The organism is Kitasatospora sp. NPDC052868, from assembly GCF_044547105.1.
In the GTDB taxonomy this organism is placed as follows: domain Bacteria; phylum Actinomycetota; class Actinomycetes; order Streptomycetales; family Streptomycetaceae; genus Kitasatospora.
The window spans coordinates 383,171-409,149 of sequence record NZ_JBITZW010000005.1 but is presented as its reverse complement, the minus strand read 5'-3'; the positions used below and the strand labels follow the sequence as shown (position 1 = coordinate 409,149).

The following is a 25,979-nucleotide window of genomic DNA, read 5'->3' as shown; positions in this document are numbered from 1 at the left end:
GGCCTGCCCGCCCACTCCCTCGCCTGGGGCCTCTGGGCCCAAACCGGCGCCATGACCGGCGAACTCACCGAAGCCGACCTCACCCGCCTCAGCCGAAGCGGCGTCCACGCGCTCACCGCCACCCAGGGCCTCGACCTCTTCGACGCCGCCCTGGCCACCGAGGAGCCGCTCGTCGCCCTGGCCGCCTTCAACCTCCCCGCCCTCCGGGCCCGGGCCGCCGACGACAATCTCCCGGCCATGCTGAGCGGCCTCGTCCGGGTGCCCGCCCGCCGGGGGGCCGCGGCCCAGACGGCCGTGGTCACCGCGGCTCCGGCGCAGCTTGCGGCCGGCCTGATCGGCCTGCCGGCGGACGAGCAGCGGTCGGAGCTGATGGTCCTCGTCCGGGGAACCATCGCCGCCGTCCTCGGCCACGCGGACCCGGACGGCATCGACCCGAAGAGCGGCCTCCAGAAGCTGGGCCTCGATTCGCTCACCGCCGTCGAGCTGCGCAACCGCCTCAACGCGGCCACCGGCCTGCGGCTGCCGACCACGGTCGCCTTCGACCAGCCGAACGCGGAGGCCCTCACGGAGCACCTCCGTACCCGGATCCTCGCCGAGGCCGCTCCGGGTGGCGACCTCCCGCTCGCCGAGGAGATCGACCGGATCACGCTCGCCCTCGGCGGGCTCCGGGCCGATGACCACGCCGCCGTCGGCACCAGCCTCCAGGCCCTCCTACGGGCCTGGCAGGACGCCGAGCTGCGGCACGGTTCGCCGGTCGGCGAGCCGGAGGAGGCGGACCTCGACTCCGTCACCGACGACGAGCTGTTCGCGGCACTGGACGACGAGCTGGGCCTGTAGGGCTCGGCAGCCGGTACGGCGCCCGGTCGGGATCTCCCGGCCGGGCGCCGCCGTCTGTCCTGGGGCCGGTGTTTCAAGCCCCCGCCTGCGGGCGGGTGGCCCGGGTGGTCCCGACCCCCCAGTCCCGACAACGCAGAAGACGGGCCGGGTGCGAGAAGCACCCGGCCCGTCCGTGTCGTTCCTCGAGGTCGGTCAGATCCCGAGGTCCTCCAGGAAGCTGAACATCTCGTCGTCCGTCGCGGAGGCGATCTGCTCGGCGACGTCGTCACCGGCGCCGCCGGCCTCGGCCTCGTCCAGGCCGGCCAGGATGTCCCGCAGGCGGCTGCTCAGCCGGCTGCGGACCACCGCCTCCAGGCTCTGCTGGGCGATCGACTTCTCGATGCGGTCGAGGTCGGCGAAGAGCCAGAGGTCGTCCGCCTCCTCCTTCACGTCCCCGAACCGGCCCGCCAGGTAGCCGGCGAGGGCGGTCGAGGTCGGGTAGTCGAAGACGAGCGTGGCCGGGAGCCGCAGGCCGGTGGCCGCGTTGAGCTGGTTGCGGAACTCCAGCGCGGTGAGGGAGTCGAAGCCGAAGTCCTGGAAGGGCTTCTCCGGGTTGATCTCCGACTCGCCGGCGAACCCGAGGATCGCGGCCACCTGGGCCCGGACCAGCTTCAGCAGCCGCTCCTGCCGCTCCGCCGCGGAGAGGCCGGCCAGCTGGGTGCCCAGATCGGCGGACGAACGGGCCTCCCGCACGGCCGTGCGGCGGTTGGCGGCCGGGAGGAGTCCGCGCAGCAGGGCGGGGACGTCGTCGCCGCGGTTGCGCAGGGCGGTGGCGTCGACCCGCAGCGGGACGAGGACCGGCCGGTCGGCGGTGAGGCCGGCGTCGAAGGCCGCCAGGCCCTGGGCCTCGGAGAGCGGGGGCAGGCCCTGGCGGCGCATCCGCTCCAGGTCCGACTCGGCCAGCCACTCGCTGAGGCCGGTCCGGGCGTCCCAGAGGCCGTAGACCAGCGCCGTGGCGGGCAGGCCGGCCGCCCGGCGGTGGGCGGCGAGGGCGTCCAGGAAGGCGTTGGCGGTGGCGTAGTTGGCCTGGCCGGCGGCCAGCACCATGCCGCCCGCCGAGGAGAACAGCACGAAGGCGGCCAGTGGCAGCTCGCGGGTCAGCTCGTGCAGGTGCCAGGCGGCGTCGGCCTTCGCGCCCAGGACCCCGTCGAACTGCTTCGGGGTGAGCGCGTCCACCAGCCCGTTGTCGCCGACGCCGGCGGCGTGGACGACGGCGGTGAGCGGGTGCTCGGCCGGGACACCGGCGAGCAGGCCCGCCAGCGCGGTGCGGTTGGCGACGTCGCAGGCGGCGACGGTGACCTCGGCGCCCAGCCCGGCCAGCTCCGCGACCAGCTCCTCGGTGCCGGCCGCCGCCAGGCCGCGGCGGCTGGCCAGCAGCAGGTGCCGGACGCCGTGGGCGGTGACCAGGTGGCGGGCGACCAGCGCGCCGAGGCCGCCGGTGCCGCCGGTGATCAGGACGGTGCCCTCGGGGTCGAGGACGGTGTCGGCGGCGGCGGGCGCGGTCTGCCGGGTGAACCGGGGGACGGTCACCTGGCCGGAGTGGATCGCGAGCTCGGGCTCGTCCCCGGCGGTGACGCGGGCGAGCGCGGTCAGGCTCTCCGGGGTGTCGTCGCCGAGGTCGGCCAGCACGAACCGGCCCGGGTGCTCGGCCTGGGCCGCGCGGACCAGGCCCCAGACCGGCGCGAGCGCCAGATCCGGGGTGTCGCCGGCGACGCCGCCCCGGGTGACCAGCACCAGACGGGCGGTGGCCAGCTTCTCCTGGGCCAGAAAGCCCTGGACCAGTTCGAGGGTGCGGGAGGAGGCGCTGCGCAGCCGGTCGGGGACCTCGCCGTCGGCGGCGGTGATCTCCGCGAGGATGTACGGCGGCTCGGTGTCGGCGAGCGTCTCCCAGTCGCCGAAGCGGTCGGCGCCGGCCAGGCCGGTGAGGCCCTCGCCCAGGACGGCCAGGCCGGCGGGGGCGCTGTCGGTGACCGCCGTGCTCGACCAGTCGACGCCGAACAGGACGTCGGAGACGCGCCCGGCCGAGGCCAGCTGCTCCACCGACACCGGTCGCAGCCGCAGCGAGCCCACCGACAGGACCGGGGCACCGGCCGCGTCGGCGACGTCGAGCCGGACGCCGTCCGTGCCGGGGCCCTCGGAGGCGACCCGGACCCGGACCACGGATGCGCCGGTCGCCTGCAGTGACACGCCCTGCCAGGCGAACGGCAGCGAGGGGCGGCCCGGCTCCACGCCCTGGACGAAGTCGCCCAGGCTGATGGTGTGCAGGGTCGCGTCGAGCAGCGCGGGGTGGAGGCCGAAGCGGCCGGCCTCGCTGTGGGCCTGCTCGGGGAGTTCGACCTCGGCGTACACGTCGGCGCCGTGGCGCCAGGCGGCGGTGACGCCCTGGAAGGTCGGGCCGTAGTCGAGGCCGAGGTCGGCGAGGTGGTCGTACATGCCGTCGACGGAGACGGGTTCGGCGTCCCGGGGCGGCCAGGGGACCAGGTGGCCGGGGTCGGCGGGGGCGACCGGCGAGAGCAGGCCCTCCGCGTGCAGGGTCCACGGCTGGTCGCCGTCCTCGGACCGGGAGTGCACGGTGACCGGGCGGTGGCCGCTGTCGTCGGGGGCGCCGACGACGACCTGCAGCTGGACGCCCTCGCCCTGCGGGAGCAGCAGCGGTGCCTGGAGGGTGAGTTCCTCGATGGTGGTGCAGCCGGCCCGGTGGGCGGCCTGCAGGGCCAGCTCGATGAACGCGGTACCGGGCAGGATCACGTTGCCGTGGACCTGGTGGTCGGCGAGCCAGGCGTGGGTACTGAGCGAGAGCCGGCCGGAGAGCACCAGCTGGTCGGTGGTGGCGAGTTGGGTGACGGCGCCGAGCAGCGGGTGCTCGACGGTCGACAGGCCGGCGGTGCCGACGTCGGCCGAACCCTCGATGGAGGCCAGCCAGTAGCGCTGCCGGTCGAAGGCGTAGGTGGGGAGGTCCACCGGTGCGGCCTGTTCGGGGAGCAGGGTGTTCCAGTCGATCTTGGCGCCGCGGGTCCAGAGGGTGGCCAGGGCCTCGGTGGCGGTCTGGGTCTCGGGGCGGGTGCGGCGGGCGAGGGCGACGGCGGTGAGGTTGGTGTCCTCGGTGAGGGTCTGGCGGGTCATCGCGGTGAGGACGGCGTCGGGGCCGACCTCGACGAAGGCGGTTGCCCCGGCCTCGGCGGCGGCGGTGATGCCGTCGGTGAAGCGGACGGCGTCGCGGACGTGCTGGACCCAGTACTCGGGGTTGGTGAGCTGTCCGGCCTCGGCGAGGGTGCCGGTGACGTTGGAGACCACCGGGATCACGGGCTCGCTGTAGGCGATCTGCTGGGCGATCTCGCGGAAGTCGGCGAGCATCGGGTCCATCAGCGGGGAGTGGAAGGCGTGGCTGACGCGCAGGCGCTGGGTCTTGCGGCCCTCGGCGGCGAGCCGCTCGGCGATGGCGGTGACGGTCTCGTCGTCGCCCGAGATCACGGTGGCGTTGGGCCCGTTGAGGGCGGCGATGGAGGCCTTGTCCTCGTGCCCCGCGAGCAGCGGCAGCACATCCGCCTCGGCGGCCTGGACCGCGACCATCGCACCACCGGCAGGCAGCGCCTGCATCAACCGGCCGCGGGCCGCCACCAGCTTGGCCGCGTCCGCGAGGCTGAACACCCCGGCGACGTGGGCGGCGGCGATCTCGCCGATGGAGTGGCCGACCAGGACCTCGGGGCGGACCCCGAAGGCCTCCAGCAGGCGGTAGGCGGCGACCTCGAAGGCGAACAGCGCGGGCTGGGTGAAGCCCGTCTGGTCCAACTCCTCGGACTCGAAGCACAGATCACGCAGCGAACGCCCGAGGTGCCCGTCCAGTTCGGCACACGCGGCGTCGAAGGCCTCGGCGAAGACCGGGAAGCGCTCGTACAACTCCCGGCCCATGCCGGTGCGCTGGGCGCCCTGACCGGTGAACAGCGCACCCACCTTCGGGGTGCCGGCCGCGGTGCCCTGGACCAGGCCGACCGCCGTCCCGCCCGCGGCCAGCGCGGCCAGCCCGGCGGCGGCCTCGTCGCCGACGACGACCGCCCGGTGCTCGAAGACCGCCCGCGAGTGCAGCGCCTTCGCGACCGCCTCCGGGGCCGCCTCGGGCCGCCGTGCGACGAACTCGCCCAGCCGGGCGGCCTGTCCGCGCAGCGCCTCCGCACTCGCGGCGGACAGCAGCCACGGCGCCGGACCGGCGGCCGGGGAGGTCTCGGCGGCGGCCTCGTCGGCCTCGGCCTGCTCGATGATGACGTGGGCGTTGGTGCCGCTGATCCCGAAGGAGGAGACACCCGCCCGGCGCGGACGGCCGAGCTCCGGCCACGCCCGCTCCTCGGTCAGCAGCTCCACCGAGCCCGCCGCCCAGTCCACGTGCGGACTCGGCTCGTCCACGTGCAGGGTCTTCGGCAGGACGCCGTTGCGGATCGCCATGACCATCTTGATCACGCCGCCGACGCCCGAGGCCGCCTGGGCGTGCCCGATGTTGGACTTGAACGAGCCCAGCAGCAGAGGCTGTTCGCGCTCCTGCCCGTACGTGGCCAGGATCGCCTGCGCCTCGATCGGGTCGCCGAGGGTGGTGCCCGTGCCGTGCGCCTCGATCGCGTCCACGTCCACCGTGGTCAGCCCGGCCTGGGCCAGGGCCTGCCGGATGACCCGCTCCTGCGAGGGGCCGTTCGGCGCGGTGATGCCGTTGCTGGCGCCGTCCTGGTTGATCGCGGAGCCGCGCAGCACGGCCAGCACCCGGTGGCCGTTGGCCTTGGCGACCGACAGCCGCTCCAGCACCAGCACACCGACGCCCTCGGCCCAGGACGTGCCGTCCGCCGAGGAGGAGAAGGACTTGCAGCGGCCGTCGGCGGCCAGGCCGCGCTGGCGGCTGAACTCCAGGAACATGCCGGGGGTGGCCATCACGGTCACGCCGCCGGCCAGCGCGAGGTCGCACTCGCCCTGCCGCAGCGCCTGCGCGGCCAGGTGCATCGCGACCAGCGAGGAGGAGCAGGCGGTGTCCACGGTGACCGCCGGGCCCTCGAAGCCGAGCGTGTAGGAGACCCGGCCGGAGATCAGGCTGCCGCCGCTGGTGGAGGCGTACACCTCGCCCAGGCCGTAGTCGTGGTACATCACACCCGCGAACACGCCGGTCCGCGAGCCGCGCAGCGAGCGCGGGTCGAGGCCGGTGCGCTCGACGGCCTCCCAGGAGGCCTCCAGCAGCAGGCGCTGCTGCGGGTCGATGCTGAGCGCCTCCCGCGGGGAGATCCCGAAGAACTTCGGGTCGAACTCGGCCGCGTCGTAGAGGAATCCGCCGCGCCGGCAGTACGAGGTGCCCTGGTGCTCCGGGTCGGGGTGGAACAGGCCGTCGATGTCCCAGCCGCGGTCCTCGGGGATCTCCGAGACGGCGTCCCGGCCCTCGGAGACCAGCTCCCAGAGCTGGTCGGGGGAGGAGACCCCGCCGGGGTAGCGGCAGGCCATGCCGACGATCGCGATCGGTTCGCGGTCCTTCTCCCGGACTTCCTGGAGCCGCTGCCGGGTCGAATGCAGCTCGGCGGTGACTCGCTTGAGGTAGTCGACCAACTGCTCTTCACTGGCCATGGGTTATCGCCTTCCTCACTGCACCGGCTCAGGAGAGCCCGAGTTCGTTGTCGATGAAGCTGAGCAGCTCGGCCGCGGTGGCGGCTTCGAGCTGACCGGTCACGTCCTCCGCGCCGGCGGGCCGGGTCAGCTTCTTCCAGCCGGCCAGCAGCTGCTCCAGTCGGGCGGTGATCTCCTCGTGGTCGCCCTCCTCGGCAGCGCCGGCGGTGTTCAGGGCGATCTCGACGGCGTCGAGCTCGGCGAGCAGCCCGCGTCCGGCGACCGGAGTGCTCGGGGCCAGCGCGGTGAGCAGGTAGCCGCACAGGGCGACCGGGCTCGGGTAGTCGAAGACGAGCGTGGCGGGCAGGCGCAGCCCGGTTGCGGCGTTCAGCTGGTTGCGCAGCTCGACTGCCGTGAGGGAGTCGAAGCCGAGGTCCTGGAAGGCGCGTTCGGCCTCGACCGCGTCGGCGGAGGCGTGGCCGAGGACGGCTGCGGCCTTCTCCTGGACGAAGCGCAGGACCGCCGCCTCGCGCTCGGCCCCGGCCAGGCCGGTCAGCCGGCGCTCCAGCTCCACCACCCCGCCGGCCGCCGCCGCACCCTGCGCGGTGCCGCGGGTGGGGGCCGGGAGGAGTCCGCGCAGCAGGGCGGGGACGTCGTCGCCGCGGTTGCGCAGGGCCACCGGGTCGACCCGCAGGGGGACGAGGACGGGCCGGTCGGCGGTGAGGCCGGCGTCGAAGGCGGCCAGGCCCTGGGCCTCGGAGAGCGGGGGCAGGCCCTGGCGGCGCATCCGCTCCAGGTCCGACTCCGTCAGGCCCTCGCTGAGGCCGGTCCGGGTGTCCCACAGCCCGTAGGCGAGGGCGCTCGCGGGCAGGCCGGCCGCCCGGCGGTGGGCGGCGAGGGCGTCCAGGAAGGCGTTGGCGGTGGCGTAGTTGGCCTGGCCGGCGGCCAGCACCATGCCGCCCGCGGAGGAGAAGAGCACGAACGCGGTGAGCGGCAGCTCGCGGGTGAGCTCGTGCAGGTGCCAGGCGGCGTCGGCCTTCGGGCCGAGGACCCCGTCGAACTGCTTGGGCGTGAGTGCGCTCACCAGCCCGTTCTCGCCGACGCCCGCGGTGTGGACCACACCGGTGAGCGGGTGCTCGGCGGGGACGGCGGCGAGCAGTCCGGCCAGCGCCGTGCGGTCGGCGACGTCGCAGGCCGCGATCGTCACCTCGGCGCCCAGCGCGGCGAGTTCCGCGCGCAGCTCCTCCGCGCCCGGGGCGCGGTCACCGCGGCGGCTGGCCAGCAGCAGGTGTCGGACGCCGTGGGCGGTGACCAGGTGGCGGGCGGTCAGCGCGCCGAGGCCTCCGGTGCCGCCGGTGACCAGGACCGTCCCGGTCGCGTCGAAGACCGGCTCCTCGGCGGGCACGGCGGTCTGCCGGGTCAGCCGGGGGACGGCCACCCGGCCTTCGGCGACCGCCAGTTCGGGCTCGTCGCCGGTGGCGGCGCGGGCCAGCAGGGCCAGGCCCTCCGGGGTGTCGTCGGCCAGGTCGGCCAGCACGAGGCGTCCGGGGTTCTCCGCCTGGGCGGCCCGGACCAGGCCCCAGACCGGCGCGAGCGCCAGATCCGGGGTGCCGGTGGTGACCTCGCCCCGGGTGACGATCACCAGTCGGGAGTCGGCGAGCTTCTCCTGGGCCAGGAAGCCCTGGACCAGGTCCAGCAGTCCGTACGCGGCCGCGCGGACCCGGCCCGGCACGTCCTCGGCCGAGCCGGTCGGCGCCTCGACCAGCACGTGGTCGGGGGCGGACCCGGCGGCGGCCAGCTCCGTCCAGTCCGCGAACCGCTGTGCGCCCGGCAGCGCGGCCAGCCGGCCCTCGCCGAGCACGGCGAGGGTGCCGGAGGCGGTGGCCGGAACCGCGGCGGCGGTCACCCAGTCCAGGCCGAACAGCACGCTCGCGGCCTGGCCCGAACCCGCCAGCTGGGCTGCGGACACCGGCCGGATGCCGAGCGACCCGACGGACAGCACGGGGGCGCCGGTCGCGTCCGCGATGTCGATGGTCACGGCGTGGTCCTCGACGTAGGACATCCGGACCCGGACGGTGGTGGCGCCGGTGGAGCGGAGGGTGACGCCGGACCAGGCGAACGGCAGCAGCGTCTCCTCGGTGCCGTCCTCGCGGCCGAGCAGCAGCATCATGTGCATCGAGGCGTCGAACAGGGCGGGGTGGACACCGAACCGGGCGGCGTCGGCGTGGGCCTGCTCTGGCAGCTCGACCTCGGCGAACACCTCCCGGTCGCGCCGCCAGACCGCCTTCATGCCCTGGAACACCGGCCCGTAGCTGTAGCCGCGTCCGATCAGGTACTCGTAGGCGCCCTCGGCGTCGACCGGCTCCGCGCCGCGCGGCGGCCAGTTCACCAGGTCCTCGTCGGCGGTCGCCGGCTCCGGCGCGGCGGGGGCGAGCAGGCCCTCGGCGTGCACGGTCCACGGCGTCTGCGGGAGGTCCTCGGCGCGCGAGCAGACGGACACCGGGCGGTGGCCGGACTCGGCGGGCGCGCCGACCAGGACCTGCACCTGGAGTCCGCCCTGCTCGGGCAGGACGAGCGGCGCCTGGAGGGTCAGCTCCTCGAGGACCGGGCAGCCGGCCTGGTCACCCGCCCGGATGGCCAGCTCGGCCAGACCGGTCCCGGGCACCAGGGTGGTGCCGTGGACGGTGTGGTCGGCGAGCCAGGGGTGGGTGGAGAGGGAGAGCCGGCCGGAGAGGACCAGCTGGCCGGTGGTGGCCGGCTCGGTGACGGCGGTGAGGAAGGGGTGGTCGAGGGTGTGCAGGCCGGCGGTGGCGAGGTTGCCGGTGGGGGCCTGGCTCTGGATCCAGTAGTGCTGGTGGTCGAAGGCGTAGGTGGGGAGGTCCACCGGTGCGGACTGCTCGGGGAGCAGCGAGGACCAGTCGATCTTGGCGCCGCGGGTCCAGAGGGTGGCCAGGGCCTCGGTGGCGGTCTGGGTCTCGGGGCGGGTGCGGCGGGCGAGGGCGACGGCGGTGAGGTTGGTGTCCTCGGTGAGGGTCTGGCGGGTCATCGCGGTGAGGACGGCGTCGGGGCCGACCTCGACGAAGGCCGTTGCCCCGGCCTCGGCGGCGGCGGTGATGCCGTCGGTGAAGCGGACGGCGTCCCGGACGTGCTGGACCCAGTACTCGGGGTTGGTGAGCTGTCCGGCCTCGGCGAGGGTGCCGGTGACGTTGGAGACCACCTGGATCACGGGCTCGCTGTAGGCGATCTGCTGGGCGATCTCGCGGAACTCGGCGAGCATCGGGTCCATCAGCGGCGAGTGGAACGCGTGGCTGACCCGCAGCCGCTGCGTCTTGCGGCCGCCCTCGGCCAGTTCGGAGGCGATCGCGGTGACGGTCTCGTCGTCACCCGAGATCACCGTCGCGTTCGGCCCGTTGAGCGCCGCGATCGACGCCTTGTCCTCGTACCCCGCGAGCAGCGGCAGCACATCCGCCTCGCCCGCCTGGACCGCGACCATCGCGCCACCGGCGGGCAGCGCCTGCATCAGCCGGCCGCGGGCGGCGACGAGCTTGGCGGCGTCGGCGAGATTGAACACCCCGGCGACGTGGGCGGCGGCGATCTCGCCGATGGAGTGGCCGACCAGGACCTCGGGGCGGACCCCGAAGGCTTCCAGCAGCCGGTAGACGGCGACCTCGAAGGCGAACAGCGCGGGCTGGGTGTAGCCGGTCTGGTCCAACTCCTCGGACTCGAAGCACAGATCGCGCAGCGAACGCCCGAGGTGCCCGTCCAGTTCGGCACACGCGGCGTCGAAGGCCTCCGCGAAGACCGGGAAGCGCTCGTACAACTCCCGGCCCATGCCGGTGCGCTGGGCACCCTGACCGGTGAACAGTGCGGCCACCTTCGAGGTGTCCGTGGCAACGCCCTGGACGAGGCCGACCGCCGTCCCGCCCGCGGCCAGTGCGGCCAGCCCGGTGGCGGGCTCCTCGCCGAGGAGCACGGCCCGGTGCTCGAAGGCCGGGCGGGCGGAGAGGGCTCCGGCGATCGCGTTGAGGTCGGACTCCTCCTGCCGGTCGAGGAGTTCGGCGAGGCGGGCGGCCTGGCCGTGCAGGGCCTGCGGGCTCTTGGCGGACAGCAGCCACGGCGCCGGACCGTCCACGGGAGAGGTCTCGGTGACGGTCGCGGCCTCGGCCTGCTCCAGGATGACGTGGGCGTTGGTGCCGCTGATCCCGAAGGAGGAGACGCCGGCCCGGCGCGGACGGCCCACCTCGGGCCAGTCGCGGCGCTCGGTGAGCAGTTCGACGGCGCCCGCCGTCCAGTCGACGTGCGGGGTCGGCTCGGCCACGTTCAGGGTCTGCGGAAGGACGCCGTGCTGCATCGCCATGACCATCTTGATCACGCCGCCGACGCCCGCCGCGGCCTGCGAGTGGCCGATGTTGGACTTCAACGAGCCCAGCCAGAGCGGCTCCTGGCGCTCCTGGCCGTAGGTGGCGAGCAGGGCGCGGGCCTCGATCGGGTCGCCGAGGGTGGTGCCGGTGCCGTGTGCTTCGACCGCGTCCACGTCCGAGGGGGCCAGTCCGGCCTGGGCGAGGGCCTGGCGGATGACCCGCTCCTGCGAGGGGCCGTTGGGGGCGGTGAGCCCGTTGCTGGCGCCGTCCTGGTTGACGGCGGAGCCGCGGATGACGGCCAGCACCCGGTGGCCGTTGGCCTTCGCCTTGGACAGCCGCTCCAGGACCAGGACGCCGACGCCCTCGGCCCAGGAGGTGCCGTCGGCCGAGGAGGAGAAGGACTTGCAGCGGCCGTCGCCGGCCAGACCGCGCTGGCGGCTGAACTCGACGAACGCGGCCGGGGTGGCCATCACGGTCACGCCGCCGGCCAGTGCGAGGTCGCACTCGCCCTGCCGCAGCGCCTGCCCGGCGAGGTGCATGGCAACCAGCGAGGAGGAGCAGGCGGTGTCGACGGTGACCGCCGGGCCCTCCAGACCGAGCGTGTAGGAGATGCGGCCGGAGGCGACGCTGCCCGCGCTGCCCGTACCGACCATGCCCTCCAGTTCCCCCGGAACGGCGGCCAGCGGCGGCGCGTAGTCGTGGTACATCGTGCCTGCGAACACACCGGTTCGGCTGCCCCGGAGGCTGAGCGGGTCGATGCCGGCCCGCTCCACGGCCTCCCAGGAGGTCTCCAGCAGCAGGCGCTGCTGCGGGTCGGTCGCGGTGGCCTCGCGCGGCGAGATGCCGAAGAAGCCCGCGTCGAACCGGCCGGCGTCGTGCAGGAACCCGGCGTGGCGGCAGTACGAGGTGCCGGAGTGCTCCGGGTCGTCGTCGAAGAGGCCGTCGAGGTCCCAGCCGCGGTCGACGGGGAAGGTGGAGATGCCGTCCCGGCCGTCGGCGACGAGTTGCCAGAGGTCGTCGGGGGAGGTGACTCCGCCGGGGTAGCGGCAGGCCATGCCGACGATGGCGATGGGGTCGTCGTCGACGGCGGTGGTGCGCACGGTGGTGGTGGCGGTCTTCGAGCCGAGGAGTTCCCCGGCGAGGAAGCGGGCCAGGGCGGTGGGGGTGGGGTAGTCGAAGATCAGGGTGGCCGGGAGCTGGAGGCCGGTGGTGCCGTTGAGCTGGTTGCGCAGCTCGAGTGCGGTGAGGGAGTCGAAGCCGAGTTCCTGGAAGAGGCGGTCGGCGTTGACCGCGCCCGCCCCGGCGAAGCCCAGCACACCGGCGACCTGGGTGCGCACCAACTCCAGGAGGTGGGTTTGGCGGGCGGTGTCGTCGAGGGTGGTGAGGTGGTCTTGGAGGGCGGTGGTGGTGCGGGTGGTGGTTGTGGTGGCGCGGCGGATGCGGGGGGTGATGAGGCGGCGTAGGAGGGGGCGTTGGGGGGTGTGGTCGGTGAGGGTTTTGAGGTCGAGGCGGGCGGCGATGAGGTGGCGTTGGGTGGTGGTGAGTGCGGTGTCGAGGGCGGTGAGGCCCTGGGTGTCGGTGAGGGGGAGGATGCCGGCGTTGGCGAGGCGGCGGAGGTCTGTGTCGGTGAGGGTGGCGGCCATGGTGCCGGTGGTCCAGAGGCCGTAGGCGAGGGCGGTGGCGGGCAGGCCCTGGGTGTGGCGGTGGGTGGCGAGGGTGTTGAGGAGGGTGTTGGCGGCGGCGTAGTTGGCCTGTCCTGCGTTGCCCCAGGTGGCGGCGAGGGAGGAGGCGAGGACGAATGCGGTCAGGGGGAGGTGGCTGGTGAGTTCGTGGAGGTGCCAGGCGGCGTCGGCCTTGGGGGCGAGGACGCGGTCGAGTTGGCCGGTGGTCATGGTGGTGAGGGGTCCGTCGTCGAGGACGCCGGCGAAGTGGAGGACGGCGGTGAGGGGGTGCTCGGCGGGGACGGTGGCGAGCAGGTCGGCCAGCGCCGCCCGGTCGGCCACGTCGCAGGCCGCGATGGTGGTTTCGGCGCCCAGCTCGGCGAGTTCGGCGGCCAGTTCCTCGGCGCCGGGGGCCTGGAGGCCGCTTCGGCTGGTGAGGAGGAGGTGGCGGATGCCGTGGGTGGTGACGAGGTGGCGGGCGGCGACGGCGCCGAGGCCGCCGGTGCCGCCGGTGATCAGGACCGTTCCGGCCGGGTCCAGCGCGGGAGCGGGCTCGCTCGCCGCGGTCGACGCCACCAGTCGGGGGACGGTCACCGTGCCTGTCTGGAGGGCGAGTTCGGGTTCGTCGGTGGTGAGGGCGCGGTGGAGGGCGGTGAGGCTTTCGGGGGTGTCGTCGAGGTCGGCGAGGACGAGGCGGCCGGGGTGTTCGGCCTGGGCGGCGCGGACCAGGCCCCAGACGGGGGCGAGGGCGGGGTCGGGGGTGTCGGTGGCGACGGCGCCGCGGGTGGCGACCACCAGGCGGGAGGTGGTGGTGCGCTCGTCGGCGAGCCAGCGCTGCAGGAGGTGCAGGGTGTGGTGGGCGGTGGCGCGCACCGCGTCGGGGGTGTCGCCGGGCGCGGCCTCGATCCTGGCGAGGACCACGTCCGGCAGCACGCCGTCCGCGTCAAGGGCGTCGAGGTCGGCGAGGTCGCCGATCGGCGGCTGGGGGTCGGCTGCGGGGAGGGCGAGTTCGGTCCAGTCGACGGTGAACCGGGTGCCGCCCGAGGCGCCGGCGGTGGTGGCGGTGGTGAGTTGTTCGGCGGTGACGGGTCGCAGGTCGAGGGCGTCGACGGTCAGGACGGGGTAGCCGGTGGCGTCGGCGACGTGCAGGGCCACGGTGTGGCCGGCGGTGCCGGTGACGCGTACCCGCAGGGTGGTGGCGCCCGCGGAGTGCAGGGCCACGCCGTTCCAGGAGAACGGCAGCAGGGTCTGGTCCAGGCCGCCGTCGCGTCCGAGGCTGATGGTGTGCAGGACGGCGTCGAGCAGGGCGGGGTGCAGGCCGAAGCGGGCGGCGTCCGCGTGGGCGCTCTCGGGGAGTTCGACCTCGGCGTGGACGGTGTCGCCGGTGCGCCAGGCGGCGCGCACGCCCTGGAACACCGGTCCGTAGTCGAGGCCGAGGCCGGCGAGGTGGTCGTACATGCCCTCGACGGAGACGGGTGCGGCGTCGGCGGGGGGCCAGGCGGTCAGGTCGGTGCCCAGCGCGGCCGCGGGGGCCAGCAGGCCCTCGGCGTGCAGGGTCCAGGGCTGGTCGCTGTCCTCGGGGCGGGAGTGGATGGTGACCGGCCGCAGCCCGCCGTCCTCACGCGCGCCCACCACCACCTGCAACTGCACACCCTCGTCCACCGGCAGCACAAGCGGTGCCTGGAGGGTGAGTTCGTGCAGGTGAGGGGTGGTGGTGCGAAGGGCGGCCTGGAGCGAGAGCTCGATGAAGGCGGTGCCCGGCAGAATCACGGTGCCGTGGACGGCGTGGTCGGCGAGCCAGGCGTGGGTGGCCAGTGAGAGGCGGCCGGAGAGGACCAGCTGGTCGGCGGTCGCCAGCTCGGTGACGGCGCCCAGCAGCGGGTGCTCCACCGCACCGAGACCCGCGGTGGCCAGGTTGGCACCGGCCGCCTGCGCCTGGATCCAGTAGTGCTGGTGGTCGAACGCATAGGTCGGCAGCTCGACCTGGCCGGCCTGCTCGGGCAGCAGGGTGTTCCAGTCCACCGGGGCGCCGCTCGCCCACAGGCCGCCGACGGCGGTGAGCAGGGAAGCGACCTCGGGGCGGGTGCGGCGGGCGAGGGCGACGGCGGTGAGGTTGGTGTCCTCGGTGAGGGTCTGGCGGGTCATCGCGGTGAGGACGGCGTCGGGGCCGACCTCGACGAAGGCCGTCGCCCCGGCCTCGGCGGCGGCGGTGATGCCGTCGGTGAAGCGCACCGCGTCCCGGACGTGCCGCACCCAGTACTCGGGGTCGGTGAGCTGTCCGGCCTCGGCGAGGGTGCCGGTGACGTTGGAGACCACCGCGATCGTCGGCTCGCTGTAGGAGATCTGCTCGGCGACCGCACGGAACTCCGCCAGCATCGGGTCCATCAGCGGCGAGTGGAACGCGTGGCTGACCCGCAGCCGCTGCGTCTTACGACCGCCCTCGGCCAGCTGCTCGGCGATCGCCGTAACGGTCTCGTCGTCACCCGAAATCACCGTCGCGTTCGGCCCGTTGAGCGCCGCGATCGACACCTTGTCCTCGTGCCCCGCGAGCAGCGGCAGCACATCCGCCTCACCGGCCTGGACCGCGACCATCGCGCCACCGGCAGGCAGCGCCTGCATCAGCCGGCCGCGGGCGGCGACGAGCTTGGCGGCGTCGGCGAGGCTGAACACCCCGGCGACGTGGGCGGCGGCGATCTCGCCGATGGAGTGGCCGACCAGGACCTCGGGGCGGACCCCGAAGGCTTCCAGCAGCCGGTAGGCGGCGACCTCGAAGGCGAACAGCGCGGGCTGGGTGTAGCCGGTCTGGTCCAACTCCTCGGACTCGAAGCACAGATCGCGCAGCGAACGCCCGAGGTGCCCGTCCAGTTCGGCACACGCGGCGTCGAAGGCCTCCGCGAAGACCGGGAAGCGCTCGTACAACTCCCGGCCCATACCCGCACGCTGGGCGCCCTGACCGGTGAACAGCGCCCCCACCTTCGGCGCGCCCTGCGCCACCCCGGTCGGGACCTCGCCCTCGGCCAGCCCCAGCAGCCCGGCGAGCAGCTCCTCGCGGTCCGCACCGACGACGACGGCGCGGTGCTCGAAGAGCGCCCGGCCGGTGAGGGCCTTGGCGACGGCACCGAGACCGAGTTCGTCCTGCTGGTCGGTGTACGCGGCAAGGCGCTCGGCCTGTCCGCGCAGCGCCTCCTGGCTCGCGGCCGAGAGGACCCAGGCGGTCGGGCCCGCGGCCTCCGCCGGGGCGGCCTCCGCCGGCGTGCTCTCGCCCTGCTCGATGATGACGTGCGCGTTGGTGCCGCTGATCCCGAAGGAGGAGACGCCGGCCCGCCGCGGGCGGTCCTCAGCCTGCGGCCAGTCGCGCTGCTCGGTGAGCAGCCGTACCGCGCCGGAGGCCCAGTCGACGTGGTGGGTGGGCTCCTCGACGTTCAGGCTCTGCGGCAGCACGCCGTGCTGCATCGCCATGACCATCTTGATGACCCCGCCGACACCGGCCGCCGCCTGGGCGTGGCCGATGTTGGACTTCAACGAGCCCAGCCAGAGCGGCTCCTGGCGGTCCTTGCCGTAGGTGGCGAGCAGCGCGCGGGCCTCGATCGGGTCACCCAGCGAGGTGCCGGTGCCGTGCGCCTCGACGGCGTCGACGTCGGCGGTGGTGAGCCCGGCCTGGGCGAGGGCCTGGCGGATGACGCGTTCCTGCGAGGGGCCGTTGGGGGCGGTCAGGCCGTTGCTGGCGCCGTCCTGGTTGACGGCGGAGCCGCGTATGACGGCGAGGATCCGGTGTCCGTTGGCCTGGGCCACGGACAGCCGCTCCAGGACCAGGATGCCGACACCCTCGGCCCAGGAGGTGCCGTCCGCGCTGGTGGAGAACGGCTTGCAGCGGCCGTCGGGTGCCAGGCCGCGCTGGCGGCTGAACTCCACGAACGACGAGGGCGTCGACATCACGGTCACGCCGCCGGCCAGTGCGAGGTCGCACTCGCCCTGCCGCAGCGCCTGTCCGGCGAGGTGCATCGCGACCAGGGAGGAGGAGCAGGCGGTGTCGATGGTGACGGCCGGCCCCTCCAACCCCAGGGTGTAGGAGATGCGGCCGGAGGCCACACTGCCGGTGCTGCCGATGCCGACCATGCCCTCCAGCTCGCCGGGGACGGCGGCGAGCGGGGGCAGGTAGTCGTGGAACATGAGTCCGGCGAACACGCCGGTCCGCGAGCCGCGCAGCGAGCGCGGGTCGACGCCGGCCCGCTCGATCGCCTCCCAGGAGGTCTCCAGCAGCAGGCGCTGCTGCGGGTCGATCGCCAGCGCCTCACGCGGGGAGATGCCGAAGAACCCGGCGTCGAACAGGCCGGCCTCGTGAAGGAACCCGGCCTCCCGGCAGTACGACGTCCCGAGCTGCTCGGGGTCGTCGTCGAACAGGCCGTCGAGGTCCCAGCCGCGGTCGGACGGGAAGGCGGAGATGCCCTCCCGGCCTTCGGCGACCAGCCGCCACAGCTCCTCCGGCGAGGAGACCCCGCCCGGGAACCGGCAGGCCATGCCCACGATCGCGATCGGCTCCTGCTGGCGATCCTCCATCTCCCGTACCCGACGGTTGACGTCCCGCAGCTCCGCCGTCGCCCGGCGGAGGTACTCCCGCAGACCGCTCTCGTTGTTCGACATCGCCAGTCCCCTAGCCCTTGCTCAGTTGTCCGGAGGTCAGAAGGTCTTGAGTTCGTTTTCGAGCGCCGCGAGGAGGTCGTCCTCGGAGGCCTCGGTCAGCTCGGAGTCCGCCGTCGACCGCGCCAACTCGCGCAGTCGGCCGACGACTTCCTGGCGGAGTTCGTCGTCCGGGTCCAGCTGGGCCAGCGCCGCCTCGAAGCGGTCGAGGTCCGCCAGCAGCGGGTTGGGGGCCTCCGCCGGGGCCAGTTCGGTCCGGAGGTGGTCGGTCAGGGCGTGGGGGGTGGGGTAGTCGAAGACGAGCGTGGCCGGCAGGCGGAGCCCGGTCGCGCGGTTGAGCTGGTTGCGCAGCTCGAGGGCGGTCAGGGAGTCGAAGCCGAGGTCCTGGAAGAGCCGGTCGGGGTTGACCGCCTCGGGGCCGGTGAAGCCCAGGACGGTGGCGGCCTGTCGGCGCACCACGTCCAGCAGGAGCTCCTGCTGGGCGGTGGCGTCCAGCCCGGTCAGGCGCTCGGCGAGGCCGCCGCCGGCGGTCTGTGCGGCGGCGGCGCGGCGGGTCTGGGTGGTGACCAGGCGGCGCAGCAGCGGGCGGACGGTGTCCTGCTGGCCGAGGGCCTTCAGGTCGAGGCGGGCGGGGATGACGTGGTGCCGGTCGGTGCCGAGGGCGGTGTCGAAGGCGCTCAGGCCCTGTGCGTCGGAGAGCGGCAGGACGCCGGTGCTGCCCAGGCGTCGCAGGTTGGCGGCGCCGAGCTCCTCGGCCATGCCGCCGGCCGTCCACAGCCCGTAGGCGAGGGCGGTGGCGGGCAGGCCGGCCGCCCGGCGGTGGGCGGCGAGGGCGTCCAGGAAGGCGTTGGCGGCGCCGTAGTTGGCCTGCCCGGCGTTGCCCCAGGAGCCGGCCAGCGAGGAGAAGACCACGAACGCGGCCAGCGGGAGCTCGCGGGTGAGCTCGTGCAGGTGCCAGGCCGCGTCGGACTTGGGGCGGTAGACCCCGTCCAGGCTGTCGGTCGAGATGCCCTCCACCAGGCCGTCGTTCAGTACGCCGGCGGCGTGGACGACGGCGGTGAGCGGGTGTTCGGCGGGGACGGCGGCCAGCAGGGCGGCCAGCGCCTCGCGGTCCGCGACGTCGCATCCGGCGATCGTCACCTCGGCGCCCGACTCGGCGAGTTCGGCGCGAAGTTCGGCCGCGCCGGGGGCCTCGGCGCCGCGGCGGCTGACCAGCAGCAGGTGGCGGACGCCGTGGGCGGCGATCAGGTGGCGGGCGACGACGGCGCCGAGGCCGCCGGTGCCGCCGGTGATCAGGACGGTGCCCTCGGCGTCGAGCGCCGCGGCGGTGTCCGGCGCGGCCGCGGTCCGGGTGAGCCGCGGAGCGCTCACCGCGCCGGCCCGGAAGGCGAGTTCGGGCTCGTCGCCGGCGATCGCCCGGGTCAGGGCGGTCAGGCTCTCCGCGGTGTCGTCGAGGTCGGCCAGCACGAACCGGCCGGGGTGCTCGGCCTGCGCGGCGCGGACCAGGCCCCAGACCGGCGCGAGCGCCAGGTCGGGGGTGTCGGTGGCCGCGGCGCCCCGGGTGACGATCACCAGTCGGGAGTCGGCGAGCTTCTCCTGGGCCAGGAAGCCCTGGACCAGCTCCAGCGCCCGGTAGGAGGCGCTGCGCATCCGGGCGGGGGCGTCGGCCCCGGCGTCCGCGGTGACCTCGGCCAGGACGTACGGCGCGAAGCCGTCGGAGAGCTCGTCCCAGTCGGTGTACCGCTCCGCGCGGGTCAGGGCGTCCAGGCCGGTACCGAACACCGCCAGGTCGTCGACGGCGTCCTCCGCGACGGGGACGCCCGACCACTCGACGCCGAACAGCACGTCGGACGCCCGGCCGGCGGCCGCGAGCTGCTCGGCCGAGACCGGCCGCAGACCGAGGGAGTCCACGGTGAGGACGGGGGCGCCGGTGGCGTCCGCGAGGTGCAGGGCTACCTCCTGCGCGCCCTTGGTGGTGATCCGCACCCGCAGGGCGGTGGCGGCGGAGGCGTGCAGGGCCACCTCGGACCAGCTGAACGGCAGCAGGGTCTCGGTGGCGTCGGCCGGGCGGCTCAGCAGGATCGAGTGCAGCGCGGCGTCGAGCAGGGCCGGGTGGACGCCGAACCGCTCGGCGTCGCCGCGGTACTCCTCGGGCAGCCCGACCTCGGCGTACACCTCGTCGCCCGCGCGCCACAGGGCCCGCAGGCCCTGGAACGCCGGACCGTAGTCGTAGCCCTGGTCGGCGAGCGTGCCGTAGGCGTCGCCCAGCTCGACGGGCTCGGCGCCGTGCGGCGGCCAGGCCTGCGGGGCGGGCGCGGGCGCCGCGGCGTCCGCGGCGAGCTGACCGGTGGCGTGCAGGGTCCAGCCGCCGTCCTGCGGGCGGGAGAACACGCTGACGGCCCGGGTGCCGTCCTCGGCGGGCTCCTCCACCACGACCTGGAGCTGGACGGCCTCGTCCTCGGCGAGCGCCAGCGGCGCCCGCAGGGTGAGCTCGCGCAGGTGCGGGGTGGCGGTGCGGTGGGCGGCCTGGAGGGCCAGCTCGATGAAGGCGGTGCCGGGCAGGATGGTCGTGCCGTGCACGGTGTGGTCGGCGAGCCAGGCGTGGGTGGCGAGCGAGAGCCGGCCGGAGAGGACCAGCTGGTCCGCGGTGGCGACCTCGGTGGCGGCGCCGAGCAGCGGGTGCTCGACGGTGCCGAGGCCGACGGTGGCGAGGTCGCCGGCGGGCGCCTGGCCCTGGATCCAGTAGTGCTGGTGCTCGAAGGCGTAGGTGGGGAGGTCCACCAGGGCGGCCTGCTCGGGGAGCAGCGAGGACCAGTCGATCTTGACGCCGCGGGCCCACAGGCCGCCGAGGGCGGTCACCAGGGTGCCCGGCTCGTCCTGCTTGCGGCGGGCGGCGGCGAAGGCACTGATGCGCTCGTCGTCGGCCAGGATCTGCCGGGCCATCGCGGTCAGCACGGCGTCGGGGCCGGTCTCGACCAGCACCCGGGCGCCGGCGGTGACGGCGGCGGTGATGCCGTCGGTGAAGCGGACGGCGTCGCGGACGTGCTGGACCCAGTACTCCGGGTCGGTCAGCTGCCCGGCCTCGGCGAGGGTGCCGGTGACGTTGGAGACCAGCGCGATCGTCGGCTCGCTGTAGGCGATCTGCTCGGCGACCTTGCGGAAGTCGGCGAGCATCGGGTCCATCAGCGGGGAGTGGAAGGCGTGGCTGACCCGCAGGCGCTGGGTCTTGCGGCCCTCGGCAGCGAGCTGCTCGGCGATGGCGGTGACGGTCTCGTCGTCGCCCGAGATCACGGTGGCGTTGGGTCCGTTGAGGGCGGCGATGGAGGCCTTGGCCTCGTGCCCGGCGAGCAGCGGGAGGACCTCGGCCTCGGTCGCCTGGACGGCGATCATGGCGCCGCCGGCGGGCAGGGCCTGCATCAGCCGGCCGCGGGCGGCGACGAGCTTGGCGGCGTCGGCGAGGTCGAAGACCCCGGCGACGTGGGCGGCGGCGATCTCACCGATGGAGTGGCCGACCAGGACCTCCGGGCGGACCCCGAAGGCCTCCAGCAGCCGGTACGTGGCGACCTCGAAGGCGAACAGCGCGGGCTGGGTGAAGCCCGTCTGGTCCAACTCCTCGGACTCGAAGCACAGATCGCGCAGCGAACGCCCGAGGTGCTGGTCCAACTCTTCGCACGCGGCGTCGAAGGTCTCGGCGAACACCGGGAAGCGCTCGTACAACTCCCGGCCCATGCCGGTGCGCTGGGCACCCTGACCGGTGAACAGCACGCCCACCTTGGACGATCCGGCGGCCGCGCCCTGCGCCAGCCCGGCGGCCGCGCCGCCCTCGGCCAACGCGGCCAGCCCGGCGGCCAGTTCGTCACGGTCGGCGCCGACGACCACGGCCCGGTGTTCGAGGCCGGCCCGCGAGTGCAGCGTCTTCGCGGCCCCGCCGAGGCTGAAGTCCGTGTCGGAGGAGAGCAGTTCGCCCAGTCGGGCGGCCTGGGCGCGCAGCGCCGTCGCGGTCGCCGCGGACACCAGCCACGGCACCGGACCGGCCACCTCGACCGTGGCCGTCTCCTCGGCCTGCGCCTGCTCGATGATGACGTGCGCGTTGGTACCGCTGATCCCGAACGAGGACACGCCCGCCCGGCGCGGACGCTCGGCGTCGGCCGGCCACGCGCGGTTCTCGGTGAGCAGCCGCACCGCGCCGGAGGACCAGTCGACGTAGGGGGTCGGCTCGGCCACGTGCAGGGTCTGCGGCAGCACGCCCTCCTGCATCGCCATGACCATCTTGATCACGCTGGCGACGCCGGCCGCGGCCTGGGTGTGCCCGATGTTGGACTTCAGCGAGCCCAGCCAGAGCGGCTTGTCGGCCTCGCGCTGGCGGCCGTAGGCGGCGATCAGGGCCTGCGCCTCGATCGGGTCGCCGAGCGAGGTGCCGGTGCCGTGCGCGTCCACCGCGTCGACGTCGGCGGCGGCCAGCCCGGCCTGCTCCAGCGCCTGGCGGATCACCCGCTCCTGCGAGGGGCCGTTGGGGGCGGTCAGGCCGTTGCTGGCGCCGTCCTGGTTGATCGCCGAGCCGCGCAGCACGGCCAGCACCCGGTGGCCGTTGGCCCGGGCCACGGACAGCCGCTCCAGCACCAGCACACCGGCGCCCTCGCCCCAGGAGGTGCCGTCGGCGGTGGAGGAGAAGGACTTGCAGCGGCCGTCGGGCGCCAGCCCGCGCTGCCGGCTGAACTCCACGAACATCGCCGGGTTGGCCATCACGGCCGCGCCGCCGACCAGTGCGAGCTCGCACTCGCCGAGCCGCAGCGCCTGCGCGGCCTGGTGCATCGCGACCAGCGAGGAGGAGCAGGCGGTGTCCACGGTGACCGCCGGACCCTCCAGGCCCAGCTCGTAGGAGACCCGGCCGGAGGCCACGCTGGCCGCCTTGCCGGTGCTCGCCATGCCCTCCAGGTCGCCGGGGACGGCGCTCAGCGGCGTGGCGTAGTTGTGGGTCATCAGGCCGGTGAACACGCCCGTCCGGCTGCCGCGCAGCCCGGACGGGTCGAGGCCGGCCCGCTCCAGGGCCTCCCAGGACACCTCCAGCAGCAGCCGCTGCTGGGGGTCGACCACGACCGCCTCGCGCGGCGAGATGCCGAAGAAGCCCGCGTCGAACTGTCCGGCCTCGTAGAAGAACCCGCCGCTGCGGCTGTAGCTGGTGCCGTAGTGGTCGGGGTCGTCGTCGAAGAGGTTGTCCAGGTCCCAGCCGCGGTCCTGCGGGAACTCCCCGATGACGTCCCGTCCGTCGGAGACCAGCCGCCACAGGTCCTCGGGGGACTTCACCCCGCCGGGGAACCGGCAGGCCATTCCCACGATCGCGATCGGCTCCCGGGTGGCCGAGGCCAACTGCCGGTTCTGCTCACGCAGCCGTTCGGTCTCCTTCAACGACGCGCGCAACGCATCGATCAGCTTGGTGTCGTTGGCAGCCATCTCTGCTACACGCTCCTCGCGTCACCGAGATCGGGGAAAGTTCGGAAAGAGTCCGCCGGAAAGAACGGACGGAAAGGCGTCACAAACGGAAAGGCATCAAGAACGGCACGCATCAAGACGGCAAGCGCAGGACGGCAAGCGGCAAGACGAAAGGCACCGGCAACGGCAAGACAAAAGAAGAGGGGCTGCCCAGCCCGCCGTCCATGGGGTCACGGCGGGCTGGACAGCGTCCACGACAGCGGCCGGTCAGCCCTGCCGCGCCTTGACCTGCTCCGCCAGCCCGCGTGGGGTCGGGTTGGCGAAGAGGTCCGCCAGCTTCAGCCGGACGCCGATCTGCCGGCTGATCTTCTGGATGAGCTGGGCCCCCAGCAGCGAGTGGCCGCCGCTGGTGAAGAAGTGCGAGTCGGCGTTGAGACCGGGCACGTCGAGCAGTTCGCGCCACATCCCGGTCAGCTCGTCGACGACCGGGTCGCCGGTGGTGGCCACGACCGCGGCGCCGCCCTCCTGCTGGGCGCGGCGCTCCTCGGCCGTCCTGGTCAGCTCGGGGTAGTTCACCTTGTCGTTGCCCGTCATCGGGAAGGCGTCGACCACGATGAAGTCCTGCGGCACGGCGGCGCCCTGCAGCAGGGCGCGGCTGTGGCTCCACAGCTCCTCGACCACGCGCGGGTCGTCGGGCGCCACCACGAAGGCGACCAGGGCGCCGTCGGTGGTCGGGTCGCCGACCAGGACGACGGCGGCCGCGCCGACCTCGGCGTGCTCCAGCAGCACCGACTCGACCTCGCTGAGCTCGATCCGGTTGCCGCGCAGCTTGACCTGGCGGTCCATCCGGCCGAGCACCTCCAGCGTGCCGTCGGGCAGCCAGCGGGCGACGTCGCCGGTGCGGTAGTGGGTGCCGTACCGGGGGTGGTCGGCGAACCGCTCGGCGGTCAGCTCGGGGCGGTCGTGGTAGCCGATCCCCACACCGGCCCCCGCGATGCACAACTCACCGCGGAGGCCGACGGGGACTTCGCGACCACGGGGGTCGGCCACGAAGATCTGGGTGTTGGCGATCGGGCCGCCGACGTGCAGCCGGCCCTCGTCCAGGTCCGCGATCAGGCCGGAGGCCGACCAGATGGTCGTCTCCGTCGGACCGTAGACGTTGCGCAGCTCCCCGCCGGTGGCGAGTAGCTGGCGGGCCAGAGCGGGCGGCAGCGGCTCGCCGCCGGACAGCACCCGGCGGCCCTCCAGCCGGGCGCCGGCCTCCTGGACGACCAGCCGCCAGGTGGTCGGGGTGGCCTGGACGATGTCGATGGCGTGCCGGTCCAGGACCTCCAGCAGGCGTCCGCCGTCGACCCGGGCGTCGTCCGGGGCGACCACCACGCGGCCGCCGCAGGCCAGCGGGACGAGCAGCTCCAGGGCGGAGATGTCGAAGCTGAAGGTGGTCATCCAGAGCGCCGCCGTGCGCGCCGAGCAGTCCAGCTCGTCGACGAAGTGGGCGACCAGGTTGACCAGGTTCCGGTGGCTGATCTTCGTGCCCTTGGGGCGGCCGGTGGAACCGGAGGTGTAGATCAGGTAGGCGCAGGACTGCGGGTCCACCTCGGGCACCGCGAAGCCGTCGGCCGCGTCCTCCGCAGCCGCGTCCTCGGGGGCGCCGAGCCGCAGCACCGTGCGGTCGCCCTCGGGCACCTCGACGTCCGGGTCCGCCAGCACGAACCGGGCCTGCGCGTCGTCCAGCTGGTAGACGATGCGCTGGCTCGGGTGGTCCGGGTCGAGCGGCAGGTAGACGCCCTCGGCCAGCCAGACGCCGAGCACCGCCGAGGCGAGCGCCGCGCTGCGCCGGGAGAGCAGGGCGACCACCGAGCCGGGCTCGGTGCCCGCCTCGCGCAGCCGCGCGGCGACGGCCTGCGCGGCCCGCCACAGCTCGCCGTAGCCGATCTCGCGGCCGGCCTCCTCGACCGCCACCGCCGCCGGGTCCGCCTGGGCCCGCTCGGCGACGGCCTGCAGCACCGACGCGTAGGCCAGCGGCCGCTCGGTGGCGTTGGCGCCGTCGATGACCGCGTGGTCGCGGGCCGACCAGGCAGACAGGTCGCCCACCGCGCGGTCGGCGTCCTCGCCCACCGCGAGCAGCAGCGCCTCGTAGCGCTCGATCATCAGGGCGACGTCCTCGCGGTCGTACGCGTCCTGGTAGAACGCGGCCCGGATCTGGAGCGAGTCGCCCAGCTCGGTGACGAAGAACTCCAGGTCGAACTTGCTGTAGCCGTTCTCGACGGTCAGCAGCCGGGCCTTGCCGCCGCCGATGCCGAAGCGCGGGTCGCTCTGCGGCACGAAGTTGAAGACGTGCCGGAACAGCGAGTTGCGCCAGGAGGCGTCGACCCGGGGCACGATCTCCAGCAGCTCGTCCACCGGGAAGCCGGCGTGTCCGACGGAGTCCAGGAAGGTGCGCCGCAGACCGGTCACCAGCTCGCGGAAGGTTTTCTCCGGCTCGACCTGCTGACGCAGCGTCAGCACGTTGATGTGGTAGCCGACGGCCTTCTGCTGCTCCCGGCCGCGGACGCTGATCGGGGAGCCGACGGTGATGTCCGGCCCGGCGCCGTGCGCCGCGAGCAGCGCGTAGTAGGCGGCGAGCAGGATGACCACCTCGGGGGCGCGCAGCTCGCGCTGGAGCCGCTTGGCGACGGCCGCGGCCTCCGGGGAGAGCTTGCGGGTGACCCAGTCGCCGACCAGGGTGGTCTTGGCGGGCAGCGGCTTGTCGTTGCCCAGGTTCAGCCCGGAGACGTCCAGGCCGTCGACCTGCTTCTGCCAGAAGTCCCGGCTGCGCTCGGACGGCTGGGGCTCCGTCCAGCGCGGCACCTCGGCGGTCAGCGCGTCGGGCACCGGGGCGCCGGTGTCGAAGGCGTCGTAGAGGGCGCAGAACTCCTCCACCACGATGCCGGTGGACATGCCGTCGTAGACGCTGTGGTGCAGCACCAGGCAGAAGACGTCTCCGGTGGCCGGCTCGCCCTCCGACTGGTCGCCCACCGGGCTTCCGCCGCCGGGCAGTTCGACGTGCCGGGCGCGCAGCAGGCTGCTGCCGTCGGCCCGGAACGGGGTGCCGGTGAAGGCGGTCAGCTCGGCGAGGACGTCGGCCTCGGGCGCGGGCCGGACGGTCTCCAGCGGGACCTCGGCGCGGTCGGCCGGCACGGTCCACCGCTGGAGGCCGGAGCCGTCCGCCCCCTCGGAGCGGAAGACGGTACGGAGCACCTCGTGGCGGCGGACCAGGGAGTCCAGTGCCTGCCGCAGGGCCTCGCCGTTGAGCGGGCCGTCGGCCTGGAACGTGAAGGTCAGGTTGTTCACCCCGGCGCCGGGGACGAGGTCCTCCAGCAGCCAGAGGGACCGTTCTTTGCTCGTGGCGGGCAGGGTGTCGGCGGCTGCCCCGTGGGTGTGCTGCATCTCCGTGCTTCCGATC

At 74.4% G+C, this 25,979-nt stretch carries 4 protein-coding genes and 1 pseudogene; 1 reads left to right on the top strand and 4 read right to left on the bottom strand.

The features are described from left to right. On the top strand, window positions 1–837 hold an 837-nt coding region (locus ACIGZJ_RS12355), incomplete at its 5' end, for a beta-ketoacyl reductase (protein ID WP_396457110.1). 192 nt (window positions 838–1,029) lie between these two features. On the opposite strand, the pseudogene ACIGZJ_RS12350 reads toward ACIGZJ_RS12355, so the two are convergent. The 4 genes and pseudogenes from ACIGZJ_RS12350 to ACIGZJ_RS12335 all read right to left on the bottom strand — a co-directional run. Then, a pseudogene (locus tag ACIGZJ_RS12350) lies at window positions 1,030–6,459 on the bottom strand (type I polyketide synthase); the annotation flags it as partial. A gap of 34 nt (window positions 6,460–6,493) precedes the next feature. Beyond that, a complete protein-coding gene (locus tag ACIGZJ_RS12345; RefSeq protein WP_396457109.1) occupies window positions 6,494–17,107 on the bottom strand; it encodes a type I polyketide synthase in 10,614 nt (3,537 codons plus the stop codon). 36 nt (window positions 17,108–17,143) lie between these two features. Continuing rightward, a complete protein-coding gene (locus tag ACIGZJ_RS12340) occupies window positions 17,144–22,555 on the bottom strand; it encodes an SDR family NAD(P)-dependent oxidoreductase (RefSeq protein WP_396457108.1) in 5,412 nt (1,803 codons plus the stop codon). Between the two features lie 246 nt (window positions 22,556–22,801). Beyond that, complete coding sequence (locus ACIGZJ_RS12335; RefSeq protein WP_396457107.1) at window positions 22,802–25,963, bottom strand: amino acid adenylation domain-containing protein; 3,162 nt, start codon at window positions 25,961–25,963, stop codon at window positions 22,802–22,804. Window positions 25,964–25,979 lie beyond the last annotated feature (16 nt).